The 18,282-nt window shown below is 67.0% G+C and carries 17 protein-coding genes; 2 read left to right on the top strand and 15 right to left on the bottom strand.

The annotated features are described in order from the left end of the window. From AC1AYD_RS09215 to aroC, 4 genes are read right to left on the bottom strand one after another with little or no spacing between them, the layout of a single operon-like run. On the bottom strand, window positions 1-1,452 hold the full coding sequence (locus tag AC1AYD_RS09215) for a DUF2142 domain-containing protein (protein ID WP_476501600.1): 1,452 nt from the start codon (window positions 1,450-1,452) through the stop codon (window positions 1-3). A 31-nt stretch (window positions 1,453-1,483) separates the two neighbouring features. Further along, window positions 1,484-1,933, bottom strand: a complete 450-nt coding sequence (aroQ, locus tag AC1AYD_RS09210) for a type II 3-dehydroquinate dehydratase (protein ID WP_476501599.1) — start codon at window positions 1,931-1,933, stop codon at window positions 1,484-1,486. 25 nt (window positions 1,934-1,958) lie between these two features. Continuing rightward, on the bottom strand, window positions 1,959-3,581 hold the full coding sequence (locus tag AC1AYD_RS09205) for a bifunctional shikimate kinase/3-dehydroquinate synthase (RefSeq protein ID WP_476502012.1): 1,623 nt from the start codon (window positions 3,579-3,581) through the stop codon (window positions 1,959-1,961). Between the two features lie 8 nt (window positions 3,582-3,589). After that, a complete protein-coding gene (gene aroC / locus AC1AYD_RS09200; RefSeq protein WP_476501598.1) occupies window positions 3,590-4,783 on the bottom strand; it encodes a chorismate synthase in 1,194 nt (397 codons plus the stop codon). Between the two features lie 111 nt (window positions 4,784-4,894). On the opposite strand from aroC, the gene AC1AYD_RS09195 reads away from it, so the two are divergent. Beyond that, window positions 4,895-5,353, top strand: a complete 459-nt coding sequence (locus AC1AYD_RS09195; RefSeq protein WP_476501597.1) for a peptidase A24 — start codon at window positions 4,895-4,897, stop codon at window positions 5,351-5,353. A gap of 64 nt (window positions 5,354-5,417) precedes the next feature. Here the strand turns inward: AC1AYD_RS09195 and mltG are convergent, their stop codons facing one another. The 11 genes from mltG to AC1AYD_RS09140 form a co-directional block, all read right to left on the bottom strand. Further along, window positions 5,418-6,596: an endolytic transglycosylase MltG gene (mltG, locus tag AC1AYD_RS09190; protein WP_476501596.1), complete on the bottom strand. Its 1,179-nt coding sequence runs from the start codon at window positions 6,594-6,596 to the stop codon at window positions 5,418-5,420. Window positions 6,597-6,605: 9 nt separating this feature from the next. Next, window positions 6,606-7,061: a Holliday junction resolvase RuvX gene (ruvX, locus tag AC1AYD_RS09185; protein ID WP_476501595.1), complete on the bottom strand. Its 456-nt coding sequence runs from the start codon at window positions 7,059-7,061 to the stop codon at window positions 6,606-6,608. A gap of 5 nt (window positions 7,062-7,066) precedes the next feature. Then, window positions 7,067-9,760 carry an alanine--tRNA ligase gene (alaS, locus tag AC1AYD_RS09180; RefSeq protein WP_476501594.1) on the bottom strand — a complete coding sequence of 898 codons (2,694 nt, stop codon included), beginning with the start codon at window positions 9,758-9,760 and terminating at the stop codon, window positions 7,067-7,069. Window positions 9,761-9,891: 131 nt separating this feature from the next. Beyond that, the gene (locus AC1AYD_RS09175) at window positions 9,892-10,128 is read right to left on the bottom strand and encodes a hypothetical protein (protein WP_476501593.1); all 237 of its coding nucleotides are present in this window, start codon (window positions 10,126-10,128) and stop codon (window positions 9,892-9,894) included. Continuing rightward, entirely contained in the window at window positions 10,128-10,520 is a 393-nt protein-coding gene (locus tag AC1AYD_RS09170; RefSeq protein ID WP_476501592.1) for a DUF948 domain-containing protein, read from the bottom strand. The genes AC1AYD_RS09175 and AC1AYD_RS09170 overlap by 1 nt, the downstream gene beginning before the upstream one ends. Before the next feature lie 36 nt (window positions 10,521-10,556). Then, the gene (locus tag AC1AYD_RS09165) at window positions 10,557-11,231 is read right to left on the bottom strand and encodes a histidine phosphatase family protein (RefSeq protein WP_476501591.1); all 675 of its coding nucleotides are present in this window, start codon (window positions 11,229-11,231) and stop codon (window positions 10,557-10,559) included. 169 nt (window positions 11,232-11,400) lie between these two features. Further along, window positions 11,401-12,027 carry a 30S ribosomal protein S4 gene (rpsD, locus tag AC1AYD_RS09160; protein ID WP_101623104.1) on the bottom strand — a complete coding sequence of 209 codons (627 nt, stop codon included), beginning with the start codon at window positions 12,025-12,027 and terminating at the stop codon, window positions 11,401-11,403. Window positions 12,028-12,240: 213 nt separating this feature from the next. Beyond that, a complete protein-coding gene (locus AC1AYD_RS09155) occupies window positions 12,241-12,999 on the bottom strand; it encodes an ABC transporter ATP-binding protein (RefSeq protein ID WP_476501590.1) in 759 nt (252 codons plus the stop codon). Between the two features lies 1 nt (window position 13,000). After that, window positions 13,001-14,218 (bottom strand): ABC transporter permease, encoded by a 1,218-nt coding sequence (locus AC1AYD_RS09150; RefSeq protein WP_476501589.1) that lies wholly within the window; start codon window positions 14,216-14,218, stop codon window positions 13,001-13,003. Between the two features lie 20 nt (window positions 14,219-14,238). After that, window positions 14,239-14,631, bottom strand: a complete 393-nt coding sequence (locus AC1AYD_RS09145; RefSeq protein WP_476501588.1) for a DUF4418 family protein — start codon at window positions 14,629-14,631, stop codon at window positions 14,239-14,241. A 211-nt stretch (window positions 14,632-14,842) separates the two neighbouring features. After that, the gene (locus tag AC1AYD_RS09140; protein ID WP_476545042.1) at window positions 14,843-17,509 is read right to left on the bottom strand and encodes an ATP-dependent helicase; all 2,667 of its coding nucleotides are present in this window, start codon (window positions 17,507-17,509) and stop codon (window positions 14,843-14,845) included. Window positions 17,510-17,680: 171 nt separating this feature from the next. Between AC1AYD_RS09140 and AC1AYD_RS09135 the strand changes: the two genes are divergently transcribed. Continuing rightward, a complete protein-coding gene (locus tag AC1AYD_RS09135; protein WP_476501586.1) occupies window positions 17,681-18,262 on the top strand; it encodes a xanthine phosphoribosyltransferase in 582 nt (193 codons plus the stop codon). The last annotated feature ends 20 nt before the right edge of the window (window positions 18,263-18,282 follow it).

Below are 18,282 nucleotides of genomic sequence, written 5' to 3'. Positions count from 1 at the left end.
TCACTCTATCACGCGTGCGTGACCCGGCGTGTTCGCCCGGAGGCATCGCCGTACGCCCGTCGTACGCCGCTTCAGGTGCGACGCGCTTTCGGCGACGCACAGCACGCCGAGAACCGTCAACGGCAGGAAGTACCGGTGCTGCATGCCCTCGACCATGACGGAGCCTGCCGGCGTGTACTGGAGCCACAACGCCAGATAGGTGAGCAGCGCGATGCCGACCATCACGGCCGACGTGCACCACCAGAACACCGTCTCCCGCGCGTCCATGGCCCGGCGCGCGGTAGCTATGGCGAGCACGACCACCATGGCCAGCATCGCCGCCCAGCAACAGCGGATGAGCCACGTGTCCACGGGCCTCTCGAGGTTCGCCCGCCCGGTGACGACGGACAGTCCGATCGCCTTGAGCGTCGCCAGCAGCGCCTGCGGATCGGTGAGCATCGCGTGCTTGCGTTGCTCCATCTCGGCGTAGGGGACCATCATCGGCGTCGTGACGAACCATCCGGTGAGCCTCATCCACACGGCGAGCCATGCCATCGAGACGACGACGCCGGCCGCCGCGATGGGAAGACCGGAGCGGGACGTCGATTGCGACGGGACCGACGACGCGGCCTCGTCGCCGTCGGCGTCACGTGGGGCGGACCCGCCGCCGCGCGACGCCGCCCACGCGGCCGGCAATGCGAGCAGCACGAGCGGCGCGTAGATGAACTTGCACATCGCGAGCATCACGCACACGACGGCCGTCGCGGCATGACCCGCGACGCCCGCGCGCCGGTGCAGCATGCGCAGCAGCATGCAGGAGAGCAGGAACGTCAACGCCTGGGTCAGCGAGTCGGCGGATATGGCAAACGAGTAGCGGTAGAGCAGCACCGGGCACAGCATGACCAGTCCGACGAGAATCCTCCACTTGGGCAGCAGGGCGACGGCCGCCGCGGCGCAACCGGCGTACACGACGAGCATGATCGTCTCGGCGAGCAGGTAGGTCGCGCCCGCGGTCAGCCCCAGCGCCCGGCCCAGCGCGAATCCGGCAAGCTGCGGCAGATAGGCCGTCGGCGAGTTCGTGGCCGTGTTGTTGTACGGCACGTCGGCGCCGGAGGCGTCCGAGACGGTGATCGTGTCGGGGAGGATGATCGTGGGATCGTGTCCTTCATCACGCTCCAGCGAGAACTCGATCCACTGCCAGTCGACGCGACCGCCCACGTTGCCGTCGCGGTGGTGCAGGTAGCTCATCGATCCGACCGGACGGGCGAGCACATCGCCGTTGAGGATGCCGTCCACCCGGTAGACGTGGGACCAGATGTCGGGGATGCGCCATGGCGGCATGTGCGTCATGAACAGTCCGCCGATGAGCAGGGTGCCCATGGCGACGACGACGGGCATGACGGCGCGCAGCGTCGTGAGCCATGCCCTGCCGCGCCCGCCGCCGGTATGTTTCGATTCGTCGGTACGACTCATATACGGAAAGGTTCCTGGGACGATCCGGAAATCAGCCGTTGACGATGTGGGCGACGGCGTCGAGCGCCAGCTTGTAGCCGTAGAAGCCCATGCCGGTGATGGTGCCGGTGGCGACCGGGGAGATCACGGAGCGCTTGCGGAACTCGTCGCGCGCGGAGGGGTTGGAGATGTGCACCTCCATGAGCGGCAGGCCCGCGTCGCCGACCATGTGGGCGGCGTCGGCCAGCGCGTACGAGTAGTGGGTGAACGCGGCCGGGTTCATGACGACCGGCGTCTTCTCGTCGGCGGCCTGGTGCATCCAATGCACCATCTCGGATTCGTCGTCGGTCTGGCGCACCTCGACCTCGAGGCCGAGTTCGGCGCCCCATGCGGCGCACAGGCGACGCAGCTCGGCGAGGTCCTGACGGCCGTACACGTCGGGCTGGCGCACGCCGAGGCGACCGAGGTTCGGCCCGTTGACGACGATGACTTTGGTGGACATGGTTCTCCCTCCTCCTTCGGACTGTTCAGTGCTGGATGCGGCGGAACGCCTCGTGCACGGCGTCGGCCGGCGGATCCTCGAGGTGGATCATATGGCCGGGCGTGCCGTCGAGGACGACGAAGCGCAGCTTGTTGCCACGGGCCTTCTTGTCCTTGTGCATGAGCGCGAGCACGTCGTCGAACGAGCCTCCGTTCCAGGAGATCGGCAGTCCGAGCGAGCTGAGCAACGCGCGATGGTAGTCGACGAGCTCCTGGTCGATATAGCCGAGCTGGTGGGCGAGTTCGGCCGCGTACACGCAGCCCACGGCGACCGCGTTGCCATGCCTCCAGCGGAAGTGCTCGAGCTTCTCGATGGCGTGGCCGAGCGTATGCCCGTAGTTGAGGAACTCGCGCTTGCCCTTCTCCTTGAGGTCGGCGGACACGTGGTGCACCTTCACGGTGACGGTGCGTTCGATGAGCTCGCCGACCACGTCCTCCAGCCCGGAGCCGAGGAACGTCGCGCCGTCGAACGCGCGCAGCTCGTCGGCGTGCTCCTCGAGGATGCGCAGAATCTCCGTGTCCTCGATGAAACCGGATTTCGCGACCTCGCCGAGACCCTCGATGAAGATGTCGTTCGGCAGCGAGGCGAGCGTCTTCGTGTCGGCGAGCACACCGGCCGGCGTGTAGAACGAGCCGACGAGGTTCTTGCCAGCCTCGGTGTTGATGCCGGTCTTGCCGCCGGTGGAGGCGTCGACCATGGCGAGCAGCGAGGTCGGGCAGTTCACGTAGCGGATGCCGCGCATCCACGTGGCGGCGATGAAACCGGCCAGGTCGGTGGCCGCTCCCCCGCCCACGCCGACGATCGCATCGGAGCGGGTGAAGCCTTCGTCGCCGAGGCGCGTCCACACGCCGTTCGCCACGTCGACGGTCTTGCCGGCCTCGGCGTCGGGCACGACGATGTCGACGACGTCGTAGCCGCCCTGGCGCAGCAGGGTGCGTGCACGGTCGGAGTGGCGCTGCACGGGCTGCGTGTGGATGAGCGCGACCTTGGCGACCTTGTCCCCCAGCACGTCGGCGAGATGGTTCATCGCCCCCTCGCCGATCACCACGTCGTATGGTTCGATGCCGCTGCCGGTCACGTGGACCGTGCGTTCGCCGATCATGTCCATCACCTTCCTCGCCGCCATCTGCGGCGTCTGTCTGCGCGTGCGTACATGCACGTTCGCGACCTCGCGGAACACGGGGTCGCGCTGCTTGTACAGCTTCCTCCAGCGCGCGTTCGCGTCGCCGTTGAGCATGGGACGGCCGCCGCCGCGGTTGGCGCGTTCCATCGCCTCGTGCGGGTCGGCGTCGAGGTAGACGACGCGTCCTCCGTCGGCGATGTAGTCGGCCAGAGCGTCCTGCGTGGACGGCGTCATCGGCGCTCCCCCGCCGAGGGAGAAGATGCCGTCGAAGTCCTCCAGATAGTCGGCGATGAGGTCGGCCTCCACCTCGCGGAACGCAGGTTCGCCGTACCGTTCGAAGTAGGCGGGGATCTTCATCCCCACCTCGCGTTCGATCTCGATGTCGGCGTCGGCGAACGACAGGTGCATGAGGTGCGCCACCTCCTTGCCGACGCGTGTCTTGCCGGCGCCCATCATGCCGATGATGACGGCCTTCGGGCGGATGATGCCGCGCCTCACCTCATGTGCTCCGGCCAGGAGGCGAGGTAGTTCTCGCAGTTGCGGCGCGTCTCGGCGACGCTGTCGCCGCCGAACTTCTCCAGCGCGTACTTGGCGAGCGTGAGACGCACCATGGCCTCAGCGACGACAGATGCGGCGGGCACGGCGGTCGAGTCGGAACGCTGGTTGATGGCCTGCGCCGCCTCGCCGTTGGCGACGTCCACGGTGCGCAGGGCGCGCGGGATGGACGGGATCGGCTTCATGGCGGCGCGCACGCGAATCGGCTGTCCGTTGGACATGCCGCCTTCGATGCCGCCGGCGCGGTTGGTGAGGCGGGTGATGCGGCCGTCCTCGCCGGGCACCATCTCGTCGTGCGCGGCGGAGCCGGGGCGCACGGCCTCGAGGAAGCCGTCGCCGATCTCGACGCCCTTGATGGCCTGGATGCCCATGACGGCGGAGGCGAGGGCGGCGTCGAGACGACGGTCGGATTCCACGTAGGTGCCGATGCCCGCGGGCACGCCGTAGGCGATGACCTCGATGACGCCGCCGACCGTGTCGGCGTTCGCCTTGATCTCGTCGATGCGTTCGATCATGCGCTGCTCCGCGGCCTTGTCGAGCGTGCGCACCGGGGAGGCGTCGAGCGCGGCGACGTCGTCCGGGGTGGGCAGCGCGGCGTCGTCGGCGTCCTCGACGCCAGCCCCGCCGATGGAGATCACGTGGGCGACGGTGCGGATGCCGAACGCCTGCTCCAGGAACTTCGCCGCGATCGAACCGAGTGCGACGCGCGAGGCGGTCTCGCGCGCGCTGGAGCGTTCGAGCACCGGACGGGCGTCGTCGAAGCCGTACTTGCGCATGCCGGTCAGATCGGCATGGCCGGGGCGCGGACGGCTCAGCGGCGCGTTGCGGCCCTCGCGCGGAATCTCATGGTCGAGCGGGTCGGCGCTCATCACCTCGGTCCACTTCGGCCATTCGGTGTTGGCGATCTCGACGGCGATCGGGCCGCCGAGCGTGGAGCCGTGACGCACTCCGGTCAGCAGCCTCACCTTGTCCTGCTCGAACTTCATGCGCGCGCCGCGGCCGTAGCCGAGTCGGCGGCGGGCCAGCGCGTCCACCACGTCCTGGCTGGTGACGGACACCCCCGCGGGCAGCCCCTCGATCATCGCGACCAACGCCTCGCCATGCGACTCCCCCGCCGTCTGCCAACGCAACATACTCTCTCGCTCCTCCATGGTCGTACGCCGCCTCGCCGCCGGTCGGGACATGGCCCGCGGCCGCGGCGTGGGCGGCTCTCGCGTTTTGCAACTAGGGGTTAATGTTAAGGCATGCCATACCTGTATTGTCTGCCCGGTCTCATTTGCGGCATCGCCCTCACCGTCGAGGACGTGCGCCGGCGGCGCGTGCCGCGCGCGTGGGTGGCTGCCGGATGCGGGTTGCAGCTCGCCGCGGATCTCGTGTGGGCGGCGATGGCCAATGATTTCTTCACCGTGCTGCAGGCGCTGCTGTTCACGGCCCTGTGCGCGGGCGTCCAGCTGCTGCTCGCCCTGGCGAAACCGGGGGCGCTGGGGCTCGGCGACGTGACGGCGATGCTGCCGTCGGGGCTCGCCGTCGGCGCATACGGACTGGTCCATGTGGCCGTCTGGTGGCTCGCGATGGGTGTGCTGGGTCTGGTGTTCGTCGCCGCGTGGACGCGTCTCGACCCCCAGCGCGGGACCCCCTATGCGGGCAAGGCCCCGTTCGTCCCGGTGATTGTGATGGCCGCCGTCGCCGCCGTGCTGGCCTGATACGGATGTGGGCTCCTCCCCGTTTCCCGGGAAGGAGCCCACATGGTTCCGATCGCGTTGCGTATCAGTTCGCGTCGGCGTTGTTGCTCTTGTACTCCTGCACGAACTTGTCGAATTCGTCCTCGTTGTCGGTGAACTTGGTCTCGCCGCTCTGGAGGTCCACGGTCACGAAGTACAGCCAGTCGCCGTTCTCCGGGTGGAGCGCGGCGTCGATCGCGTCGTCGCCCGGATTGGAGATCGGCGTGGGCGGCAGCCCCTTCCTGATGCGCGTGTTGTACGCGTTCGAGGAGTCGTCGAGCATGGCCTGCGTGATGTCGGCGGACTTCACGTTGTTGCCGTAGGCGACGGTCGAATCCATGCCGAGGGTCATGTTCTTGTCCAGACGGTTGAGGATGACGCGCGTCACCTTGCCGTAGTACTCCTTCGAGTTCACCTCGGCCTCGGCGATGGAGGCGATGTTGAGGATGCGCTCACGCTCGTCGCCGGTCGGCACGCCGAGATCGTCGAGCTTGGCGATGCGCCTGTCGACCATCATCTTGAGGATGTCGGAGGCGGACTTCTTCGACTTCACGTCGTACTGGCCGGGCTCGAACCAACCTTCGAACTTGCCCTTCGCCTCGGCGGGCAGGATGCCGCTGCCACCGCCGTCGACGACGGACTTGAATTCGGACTCGTCGATGCCGCTCAGCTGTGCGGCGTTCGCGATCACGTCGGACACGCGTTCGCCGGACTTCACGTCGAGGAAGCCGGTGGCCTTCGTCTGGTCGGAGAGGATCTCGACCGCGTCGGCCGACTGCATGTGGTACTGCATCTCGTACGTGCCCGGGTAGAGCGTCGCCGAATTGGCGGACACCGTGGCCGCGAACGTCTCGGCGGATTTGACGATCTTCGCCTTGACGAGGTTCTTGCCGACGGTCAGCGAATCCTGCCCTTGTTCGATGGTGAAGTAGACGGTGCCGTACGCCTTGCCTTTGAACTCCTGGGAGATGCTCTCGTTGTACGCGTTGACCGCGCGGATCGCGGCGATGCGCCGGTAGCCGAAGAAGCAGCCGACGCCGATGAGCGCGAGCACGACGAGGACGGAGACGAGGACGATCACCTTCTTCTGCCGTCCCTTGCGACGATGCCTGCGCATCTCCTTGCGGGATTTCGGAGGCCTGGGCGGTTCGGCCGCCGGCGCGGCGGAATTGCCTGAGACCTTCTGCGCGTTCTCCTCGAAGAAATCGTTGAAGCTTTCGGACATCACTTCTCCCTATCGCTCTTTGCGATCCAACGCGGATTGCAGGATCACGACGGCGGATTGTTGGTCCACCACCGGGCGGTGCCTCCGACCGGCGATGTTCGCCTCATGCAGCTGACGATGCGCGCTCACCGTGGTCAGACGCTCGTCCAGCAATTCTACGTCAGGTGTCGCATCGAGGTGTATGTCGCCGTCGGCGATCATACGCTCGATGCGTTTGACGAGATTGGCGGCCCAACGACGCGCCTTTTTGGCGCTTTTTCCTTCATCGCCGTTGAGCAGCAGGGGCAACCCGACGACGACGTGGTCGACCTGTTCGTCCTCGATGACGTAGATCACATCGTCGAGCGCACGGAATGAATCACCGTACGCCTGGATGTTGCCGATGGGGTGTGCGAGGGTGAGCTCCGGGTCGGACAACGCGAGTCCGACCCGGGCGTCACCCAGATCGATGCCAAGCCAGGTCAAACGGCTCAGCCCTTCAGCGCCTCGTGTTCGAGAGCGGAGATCGCGTCGTCGATCTTCGACGCGTCGGCGCCGCCGCCCTGGGCGAAGTCCGGCTTGCCGCCGCCACCGCCGCCGAGGACCTTGGAGGCGCCGCGCACGAGATCGCCCGCCTTGATGCCGAGCTTGCGCGCCGCCTCGTTCGTGGCGACGGCGACCATCGGCTTGTCGTCGGCGCTCACGCCGGCGAGGGCCACGACGACCGGCGACTCCTCGCCGAGGCGGGAACGCACGTCGAGCACGGTCTTGCGCAGCGCGTCGAACGAGCCGAAGTGGCCGACGTTCTTCGCGGCGACCTTGACGGGGGCCTGGGAGGCCTGCGCGTTCTTCACGAGCTCCGGGACGGCCGCGGCGAGCTGGCTCTCATACATGGAGGCCAGACGGCGGTCGGATTCCTTGAGCTTGGCGAGCAGCGCGTTGACGCGCTCGGCGAGCTCGTCCGGACGGGCGTTGAGCTTGTCGCTCAGCTGGGAGACGAGCGCGTGCTCGCGGGCGTTGAACTCGTAGGCACCGGCGCCCACCACGGCGTCGACGCGACGCACGCCGGAACCGATGGAGGATTCGGACATGATGTTGATGGCGCCGATCTTGCCGACGTGGTCGACGTGGGTGCCGCCGCACAGTTCGCGGCTCCAGCCGTCCTCGCCGATGGACACGACGCGCACGATGTCGCCGTACTTCTCGCCGAACAGGTGCATCGCGCCGAGTGCGATGGCGTCGTCGAACTTCATCTCCTTGGTGGTGACGACGAGGTTGTCGCGCAGACGGTCGTTGACGCGCTCCTCGACGGCGCTCATCACCTGCTTGGTCGGAGCCTTGGACCACTGGAAGTCGAAGCGCAGACGGTTCGGGGCGTCCTCGGAGCCGCGCTGGGTGGCCTGCGGGCCGAGCTCCTCGCGCAGCGCCTTGTGCACCATGTGCGTGGCGGTGTGCGAACGGGCGATGGCGCCGCGGCGGGCCAGGTCGATGCTGGCGTTCACCTGAGTGCCGACGACCAGCGTGCCCTCGGTCAGGCGGCACTGGTGGACGATGAGGTCCTTGATCGGCTTCTGCACGTCATCGACCTCGAGCACGGCGCCGTCGTCGGACAGGATCTCGCCCTGGTCGGCGAGCTGGCCGCCGGCCTCCGCGTAGAACGGGGTGCGGTCGAGCACGACCTCGATGTTGGCCGGTCCGGTGACGGCGGGCACGGAGCCCTTGCCCTCCTGCATGATGCCGAGCACGGTGGCACGGGCGGACATGTCGGTGTAGCCGAGGAAGTCGATCGGCTTGACGAGCGTCTTCTTGAAGTCGTCGTAGACGGACAGGTCCACGTTGTGGCGCTTCTTCAACGCGTCGGCGCGGGCGCGGCCCTTCTGCTCCGCCATGAGCTCGCGGAACTTGGCCTCGTCGACCTTCACGCCCTGGTCGGCGGCCATCTCGAGCGTGAGCTCGATCGGGAAGCCGTAGGTGTCGTGCAGCTTGAACGCGTCGTCGCCGGAGACGACGGCCTCGGACCTGCCGTCGGCGGAGTCCTTCTTCGCCTTCTTCACGGCGACGTCGAGGATCTCGATGCCGGAGGTGAGGGTGCGGCGGAAGGCGTCCTCCTCGCCGTACGCGGATTCGCTCACCTCGTGGAACGTCTTGTTGAGCTCCGGGTAGCTGGGCTCCATGGCGGCCTTGGAGGTCGGGAACAGGGTGGGCAGCACCTCGTTCTCGACGCCGAGCACACGCATGGCCTCGATGGTGCGGCGCAGCAGGCGGCGCAGCACGTAGCCGCGGCCGTTGTTGGACGGGCGCACGCCGTCGGACATGATCATGAGCGCGGAGCGCACGTGGTCGGCCACGACGCGGAACTTGACGTCCATCGCCTCGTCCTCGCCGTACTTGCGGCCGGAGAGGCGCTCGGCGGCCTCGATGACGGGGAAGACCTCGTCGGTCTCGTAGATGTTGTTCTTGCCTTGCAGCAGGTAAGCGAGGCGCTCAAGACCAGCACCGGTGTCGATGTTCTTGTTCTCGAGCTCGCCGACGATGTGCAGGTCGGTCTTGGACTTGACGTTGTCGACCTCGTAGTTCTCGAACACGAGGTCCCAGATCTCGATGTAGCGGTTCTCATCGGCGATCGGGCCGCCCTCCTTGCCGAAGGCGGGGCCGCGGTCCACGTAGATCTCGGAGCAGGGACCGCCGGGGCCGGGGCCGCCGGTGGTCCAGAAGTTGTCCTCCATGCCCATCTTCTGGATGTGCTCGGGGTCGACGCCCTCGTTGACCCACATGGAGCGGGCCTCCTCGTCGTCGGTGAACGTGGTCATCCACAGCTTCTCCGGGTCGAAGCCGTAGCCGCCCTTGTCCTGCGGGGAGGTGAGCAGCTCCCACGCGTAGTGGATGGCCTCCTCCTTGAAGTAGTCGCCGAAGGAGAAGTTGCCGATCATCTGGAAGAACGTGCCGTGGCGCGTGGTCTTGCCGACCTCGTCGATGTCGAGGGTGCGCACGCACTTCTGGTTGGAGGCCATGCGCTTGTGGGGCGGGGTCTGCTCGCCCATGAGGTACGGGATGAACGGGACCATGCCGGCGATGGTGAACAGCGTGGTCGGGTTCGGTGAGATCAGCGACGCGGAGGGGACGACCATGTGGTCGTGCGCCGCGAAATAGTCGAGGTAGCGCTTCGCGATTTCTGAGGTGCGCATAAGCGGATGGAACTCCTTGTTGTGTGTTTGTGCGGGCATGGGGCCCTATGGGAACGTATCGTCGCCGTAACCGTCCTACATCATGCGTGTGCCGCCCGTACGGCGCGGGCGGCACACGACGCGGGACCGTCTCAGCGGTCTTCGCCGATGTACTGCTTGTTGAGTTCAGCCTCGCGGGCTCGGCGCGTGGCGTTGAACTCGTTGACGAGCCCTTCGAGCGTCTTCATCCCGACATGATCCTGATCGGGGCCGAGCAGGAACTGCCGCGCCGTGTCCGGGGTATTGGCCTTGACGTAGGCCTGGGCCTTGGTGACGGCGATGACTCCGAGCGAGAAGCCGAGGCCGACCCAAAAGATGCGTTTGAACATCACTCCCCCTTGGCCTGGTCGTCGGGGCGCCCGGCGGACTGGCGGACGAGGAAGGACTGCGCGGTGGACTTGAGGGCGTACGCCGCGGAGGCGACCTTGATGACCGGCTTGCCGAGGAACGAGCCGTACAGGTCGGTGAGCGCGCCCACGTTGTTCGCGGTCGTCGAGGCGGCGGCGGAGATCTTGTTGACGTCCTCCAGCGACTTGTTGACCTGCTTGACGGTGGTGACGCCCTCGTCGAGCGCCGGGATGGCGTGCTCGCCCGATTCGCGCACGGTGTCGGCGATCTGGTCGAACAGCTTGCCCAGACGGATCAGCGGATAGATCATGAACCCGGCGAGCACGGCGAACGCTATCGCGGCGACGAGACCGGCGATCTCTCCAACTCCCATATTGCCTCCTAGTACACAGTTACCCGCACAAGACTATCACTTGCCATACGACACGATGGCGATCGCCTCGGCGAACGGCTTGTCCGTATCGAAGTCGACGAGCGTGACGGACCCGTTCGCGGGACGCTCGCTCAGGTCGAGATCGGGGCCGCCGAAGCGGTGCCCGAGGCTCAGCAGCGTGTTGCCGTGCGAGATCTGGAGCACGTGGTCACCGTCCTTGAGATCGGGGTTCGAGGCGATGAGCGCGAACGCCCCTTCGACGCGCTTCCAGTATTCCTCGTCGGATTCCGCATCGTGAAACGGATCGGCTTCCTTGAGGAAATCGCGGGTGGCGGCGAGCCCGAACCTCGCGACGATGTCGTTGTAGTTCTTCGCGCCGTGGGGGCCGCCGGCAGCGGTCCATGCGAGCGACATGTCCTGTCCTTCGAAGTAGCCGTAGCACTGCTCGCGGAAGTGCATGTCGGCGACGAGCTCGGGGCGGCGGTGCCCGGCGGCCTCGTTGATGTCGAGGATTCGTTTCGCGGTGATTTCGGCGCGGGAGGTGTCCGAACAGTAGGCGGCGGCGAAGTCGAGGTCTTCGAGCTTGTGTCCGGCCTTGTCGGCGTCGGCGAGTCCGGATTCGGTCAGGGGGGCGTTGCACCAGCCCTGGAGGCGGTTGTACTTGTTGAACGTGGTCTGTCCGTGGCGGACGAGATGCAGGTGGAGAATCATGGCACCACTCTACAACGGGAAGCGGCGCGAAGGCTCCGGCCGGGGCCGGCGGACGCCACGGCCGCCACGCCGGGGTCCCGGGAACGCGGAAACCCCGCGTCCCTTCCGGGAGGCGCGGGGTTTCGGCGGTATGTCCTTGACTGTATGTGGATACAGAAGTGGGCCCGGATCAGCGGGCGTAGAATTCGACCACGTACTGGATGTTGACCTGCACCGGCACCTCTTCGGCCTCCGGCTTGCGGGTCAGGGTGGCCTTGAGGGAGGCCAGGTTCACATCGAGGTAGCCCGGGACCGCGGGCAGGACGTCGCGGTGGACGCCTTCGGCGGCGATCTGGAACGGGACCATCGTCTGGCTCTTGGCCTTGACCTGGATGGTCTGGCCCGGCTTGACGCGGTAGGACGGGCGGTTCACGATGTTGCCGTCCACGAGGATGTGGCGGTGGGTCACGAACTGGCGGGCCTGGGCGGTGGTGCGGGCGAAGCCGGCACGCAGGACCAGGTTGTCGAGGCGGACCTCGAGATCGGCCAGCATGGCGTTGCCGGTCTGGCCGGCGGTGCGGGTGGCCTTCTCGTAGGAGGCGCGCAGCTGCTTCTCGGACACGCCGTACTGGGCGCGCAGACGCTGCTTCTCGCGCAGACGCACCGCGTAATCGGACTCGGTGCGGCGGCGGGTGCGGCCGTGCTCACCCGGAGCGTACGGGCGCTTCTCGAAGATGCGCTGGGCCTTCGGGGTCAGGGCGATGCCGAGGGCGCGGGACAGGCGCACCTGACGGCGGGAACGCTGAACGTTCGTCATTTTGGTTTGTTCTCTTTCTGTCGTTATCTGAACGGAACGCGATGCGCCTGTGCGGCGCCCCGCGCTGAGTCGGGCCTCTCCAACGCTTCATCGTGATTGCTCACGAGCGGCCGTATCATTCGGATTCTGACGATTCCGGCTGCCGACCCGTTGACGGGCTAAGACTCCAGATGACGTCCGCCTTGCGGCAGACACCAATCGACTAATCTACACCTATGCCCGGGACAACGTTCCGGCATCCATCCGGTACACCGTGTCGGCGTAGCCAATCGCGTCCGCGTCATGCGTGACCATGAGCACTCCGGCGCCGGAATCCGCGCGCTCGCGCAGCAGACGCATGACCGTCGTGGTGCTGTCCGCATCGAGGTCGCCGGTCGGCTCGTCGGCGATGATGAGCTTCGGATCGTTGATGAGGGCGCGGGCGATCGACACGCGGCGCATCTCGCCGCCGGACAGTTCGCGCGGCAGGCATCCCGCGAGATCGTCGACGCCGAGCCGTTCCAGCAGCCGCATCGCGCGGTCGACGAGTGGATCGCGGCCCTCCCCTTCCCCGTCGCCTCGTTCCCCGGACGGCTCCGACCCGGCTTTCCCGTCCGGGAAGAAGGTGGCGGGCAGGATCACGTTATCGAGCACGGGCAGGTTGCCGAGCAGCGTCTGCTCCTGCGTGACGAATCCGATGGTCCGGTTGCGCAGGAGCGACAGCCCGCGGTCGTCGAGGTCGGCGACGCGCGCGCCGTCCACCTCGACGGATCCGCCGGTGGGCCGCACGAGTCCGGCGACCATGTTGATGAGCGTGCTCTTGCCGTTGCCGGAACGCCCGACGATGGCGACGAATCCGCCCGCGTCCAGGTCGAGACTCACATGGCTCACCGCATCGAACGGCTTGCCACGGCGCGTGAAGGTCCGGGTCAGGTCGTCGATGCGCAGCAGCGGGGTCGCGCCCGGGTCTCGCTTCTCCGTTTCGGCCGTCATGTCAGCGTCCCTCCTTGAGGATGATGTCGGCGTCGCCGCGGGAGATCCTGCCCATGACGGCGAACGACGAGACGACGCCCACCGCCGTGGAGCAGGCGACGGCGAGCAGGGCGAGGCCGATGACCGTCCAGGGCCCGGCCTGCAGGTACGGCAGTTGGAGTCTGCTGCCGATGAGCGCGCTGAACGGCAGGATGCCCAGAGCCCCCAAGGCGACGCCGATCACGCCGCCGGCCGCTCCGATGACGGCGGCCTCCTTCGCGATGACGCCGTTGACCATGCCGCGTGTGGCGCCCATGATGCGCAGCGACGCGAATTCGCGTTTGCGCTCATTGGCGCTGGCCGCGAACACGGCGAGCAGGACGATGACGCCCATCGCCCACAACGCGGCGACGAACGCCGCCATATAGCCGGTCAGCGCGTCCAGCGCGGTCTTCGTCGTCGCGGTCACGCCTCCCGGATACACGTAGCCGAGATCGGCGAACCGCGTGTCGAGCCGTTTGATGTTCGCGGCGACGGTCTGCGGGTCGTAGCCGTCCTTCACCTTGATCATCACGGTGGAGACGGCCTTGCCCGCGTATTCCTCGGGCATGACGCGCTTGGAGACCGCGGCGGACGCCTCGACCATGTCGGGCACGGTGCGCTGGTTGATGAACACGGAGTTGTCGAGTCCGGTGCCGGTGTTCGCGAGTTGGGCGACGACCGGCCAGCTGCGTCCGTAGAGTTCGATGGTGCCGTCCGTGGAGACGTTGACGTTCGCCCCGGCGACCATCTGCCCGTCCTCCAACTCGCCTTGGAACTGGGAGGCCACCCATGGCGCGATGACGAAGTCGGTGGCGGGATCGTAGCCGATGATCTGGAGCTTCTCCTCGCAGCATGCGGCGGCGAGCGACGAGATGTAGGTCTGTTCGGTGGCCTGTGCGATGCCGTCGGCGCGTTCGACCTTGCGCGCGATGTCGCGGGTGAAGTAGAACGTGCTGGAGTTCGATCCGATGAGCAGCGCCTCGGCCTGGTTCGCGCTGTTCTGCGGCACGACCATGAGGTCGGCGCCGAGCCGGCGTTCCATGCTGCGCATGCCGTTGCCGAGGTTCATGCCGAGCATGGTTCCGCCGAACAGAGCGACGGCGAGTACGGTGACGACGGCGAGCAGCGCCGTCGTGCGCAGGGGTTTGCGTGCGAGGTTCGCGAGGGGAAGGTCGCGGAGCGTGACGTGCGTGTCCATGGCGTCGCCGTGTCGCGTCGTCACGCGCGGGTGCGGGAGTCGAGCCATGCGCCGGCCGCCGCGAAGGCGATGCCGAGCACGCCGAGCACGATGAGTGTCGGCAGCATGACCATGCGGCAGTGCATCATCGCGCCCGGGCAGACGCCGATGAGGATCGTGGGCACGGCGAGCAGCAGCAGACAGTCGGCGATGACGGCGATGTTGAGGCCCATGCGGGTCTTCGGTCCGGAGAACAAGGCGATGACGCCGAGAACGAGGATCACGACGCCGATGCCGGCGGCGGCATGCTGCGACCAGTGGCAGGCGCCGAACGTGCCGTGACCCGTGCAGGCGTGGGCGAAGGTTTGCGGCGCGATGGCGGTCAGGGCGCCGATGACGATGGACGGGACGGATGCAATGAGCTTGTTCTTCATGGTTCTCTCTTCCTATGCTGCTGTCCCGTTTGCCGGAACGTCTGGCATTATGCGCAGATGATCCCATGGAACACAAGTCTTGACTGTCGCCCGCCCGTCTGCTACGGAATCAGAGCTTTTCCATGGCCGGGCCGTCGAACGGACGGCCCGGTGGGACGTCCGTAGGCGAGGTGAGCGGCGGCGGCCGCGAAGGGCGCCTATCGGGAAGCCGTCAGAGCTTCTCGATAGGCGCCACGCGCAGCATGAGGCGTTTGACGCCGTCGGTGCCGAAGTCGACGGTGATGACCGAGTTGCGTCCCTTGTCCTGCACGTCGACGACCTTGCCCATGCCGTAGCGGTCGTGGGTGATGCGGTCCCCGATCGCGAAGTCCTTGACGTCGAGGCCGTTGTCCTTCGTCAACGACGACGCCGTCACGCCGTGACTCGACGACGCGGCCTTCGGCGTGACACGTCGCGTCGTGACCTTGCCGGAGCGCGAGCCGGAACCCGAACCATATGAGCCCGAGCCGTACCGTGAGCCGGAGGAGCCGCCGTATGTGGACGAGCCGTAGGCCGATCCACGCCGCGACGAACCGGACGAGCCGCGCGAGCCGGAACCGTACGAGGAGCCGTACGAGCGCGAGCGCGAGCCGTACGACGAGCCGCCGCCGTACGAACGTGAACCGGAACCGTAGGACGACGACCCGTAGGAGCCGCCGAACGTCGGTCCGGACGAGGGCATGCCGTCGTCCCATCCGCCGAACTCGTCGTCGTCCCAGCTGGAGCGCATGCGTTCGACGCCGGCCTCGCGGCGCTTCCAGTCGATGAGGTTCTCGGGGATCTCGTCGAGGAACTGGCTGGGCATCATGTCCGCCGCCTGGCCCCACTGGGCGCGCACGGCGGCGCGCGTCACGTACAGGCGACGCTTGGCGCGCGTGATGCCCACGTAGGCGAGACGACGCTCCTCCTGCAGTTCGCTCGTGTCCTCCATGGAACGCGAATGCGGGAACGTGCCCTGCTCCATGCCCGTCAGGAATACGACCGGGTATTCAAGTCCCTTCGCGGTGTGGAGGGTCATCAGCGTGACCTTGCCGGAATCCTCGTTCTCGCCGGGCAACTGGTCGGAATCGGCGACGAGCGCCGTGGTCTCGAGGAACCCGGCGAGCGTGGCGTCCGGCGTCTTCTGCTCGAATTCGGCGGCGGTGGACTGCAGCTGGGAGAGGTTCTCGACGCGTGACTCGTCCTGCGGATCGGTGGATTTGCGCAGCTCCTCGAGCAGGCCGGACTTCTCGAGCACTTCGGCGACGATCTCGCTCGGCTTGGTCTCGTTGGCGCGCGCGAACGCGGACAGTCCGCCCATGAGGTCGCGGAACGCGTGCAGCTGCTTGAGCGTGCGGGTGGGGATGCCCTCGATCTCGTCCATGTGCATGAGGCCGGCGAAGAAGCTCGCCCCGTGCGCCCGCGCGTAGTCGAGGATGATGCCTTCGGCGCGCGCGCCGAGACCGCGCTTGGGCACGTTGAGGATGCGCCTGAGGTTCACATCGTCGTCCGGGTTGACGATGGCCTGCAGGTAGGCCATCGCGTCCTTGACCTCGCGGCGCTCGTAGAACTTGGTGCCGCCGACCAGCTGGTAGGGCAGCCCCGCGTTGATGAGCGCCTCCTCGAGGGAGCGGGACTGCGCGTTGGCGCGGTACATGACGGCCATGTCCGAGTACGCGATGGCCTCCTCGGCGTGGAGACGGGCGATCTCGCCGGCGACCCACTGCGCCTCCTGCTGCGCGTTGTCGGCCGCATAGCCGACGATCGGCTCGCCCTTGCCGAGCGCCGTCCACAGCTTCTTCGGCTTGCGCCCCTCGTTGTTGGAGATGACGGCGTTCGCCGCGTCGAGGATGGTCTGCGTGGAACGATAGTTCTGTTCGAGCATGATGGTCTTCGCGTCGGGGAAGTCCTGCTCGAAGTCCTGGATGTTGCGGATGTCGGCGCCGCGGAACGCGTAGATGGACTGGTCGGAGTCGCCCACCACGGTGATCCACGCCGGGCCCTGGCGGCCGGCGGTCGCCTCCTGCGACGGGACGGCGGGCGCGACGGCCTTCCCCTCCCCCGCGTCGACGCCAGCGAGTTCGCGCACGAGCACGTACTGCGCGTGGTTGGTGTCCTGGTACTCGTCGACGAGGATGTAGCGGAAGCGGTGGTGGTAGTACTCGGCGACGTCCGGATGGTCGCGCAGTAGCTCGACGGTGCGCACGATGAGGTCGTCGAAGTCGACGGCGTTGGCGAGCGCGAGCCGGTGCTGGTATTCGGCGTAGACGACCGCGTACAGCGCTTCGATGTCGCCGACGGTGCCGATCTTGTAGCCGCGCTGGCCGGGTTTGAAGTCGGGCGCGTACTGGGCGAGCTGCGTCTGGACGCCGATGAGCTGGTTCTTGTAGTCGGAGATGCGTCCGAGGATGGATCGCGGCGTGTAGCGTTTGACGTCGATGTTGAATTCGGTGGCGATGATCTTGACGAGGCGTTCGGAGTCGGCGGAGTCGTAGATGGAGAATCCGCTGTTGAGCCCGATGGCCTTGCCGTCGCGGCGCAGGATGCGCACGCAGGCGGAGTGGAAGGTGGACACCCACATGCGCTGGGCGACGGGCCCGATGAGCGTTTCGAGGCGTTCGCGCATCTCGGCGGCGGCCTTGTTGGTGAAGGTGATGGCGAGGACCTGGCTGGGCCATGCGCCGAACCGGCTCAGGATCCATGCGATGCGTCGGGTGAGCACGCGGGTCTTGCCCGATCCGGCGCCGGCGCCGATGAGCAGCGCGGGACCGCGGTACTGCACGGCCTGCGATTGCTGCGGATTGAGGTCTCCGACGAGTTCGTCGGCGCTTCTTGCGATGACGTCCGGATCCTGCTGCACGTTGCTCCCTTGTGTCGTCTGATGGGTTCTTCCGGGGGACGCGCTCCCCCTGTTTTCGGCCATCCATGTCTACCACATGCCGTCGTCGTGCGGATGGGGCGTGGAGGTCATGCGCGCGGCGTAGACTGTCGGTTCAATCATCCGTTACCCGTTATTCATCAAAGGGGTTGTATGAAGGAACTCGAGGAGCGCATCCGCAGGGAAGGCACGGTCAAGCCGGGCGACGTGCTGAAGGTGGACGCCTTTCTGAACCACCAGTGCGACGTGACCCTGTTCGACCACATGGGCGCCGCGTGGGCCGAGCATTTCGCGGGAAAGACCATCACGAAGATCCTCACGATCGAGGCGTCGGGCATCGGCATCGCCTGCGTCGCCGCCCGTCATTTCGATGGCGTGCCGGTCGTGTTCGCGAAGAAGGCGCAGTCCATCAACCTTGATGGGGACCAGTACACGACCACCGTCTACTCCTTCACGAAGCAGAAGGAGTTCCCGGTGATCGTCGCGAAGAAGTACCTCAACGCGGGCGACCACGTGCTGCTCATCGACGACTTCCTGGCGAACGGCAAGGCGCTGCGCGGCCTGATCGACCTGTGCGAGTCGGCCGGCGCGGTGGTCGAGGGCATCGGCATCGCGGTGGAGAAGGGCTTCCAGGGCGGCGGCGACAGGCTGCGCGAGGAGGGCTACGACGTGGATTCCCTCGCGATCGTCGAGAGCATGGACGCCGAGACCGGCGACATCGAGTTCCGCCGCTGACCGTACGATGACGATGTGAC

The sequence above is a fragment of the Bifidobacterium sp. LH_426 genome, assembly GCF_056356875.1.
Note: the sequence above shows the minus strand (reverse complement) of the source record. Positions and strands in the feature narration are given on the sequence as shown.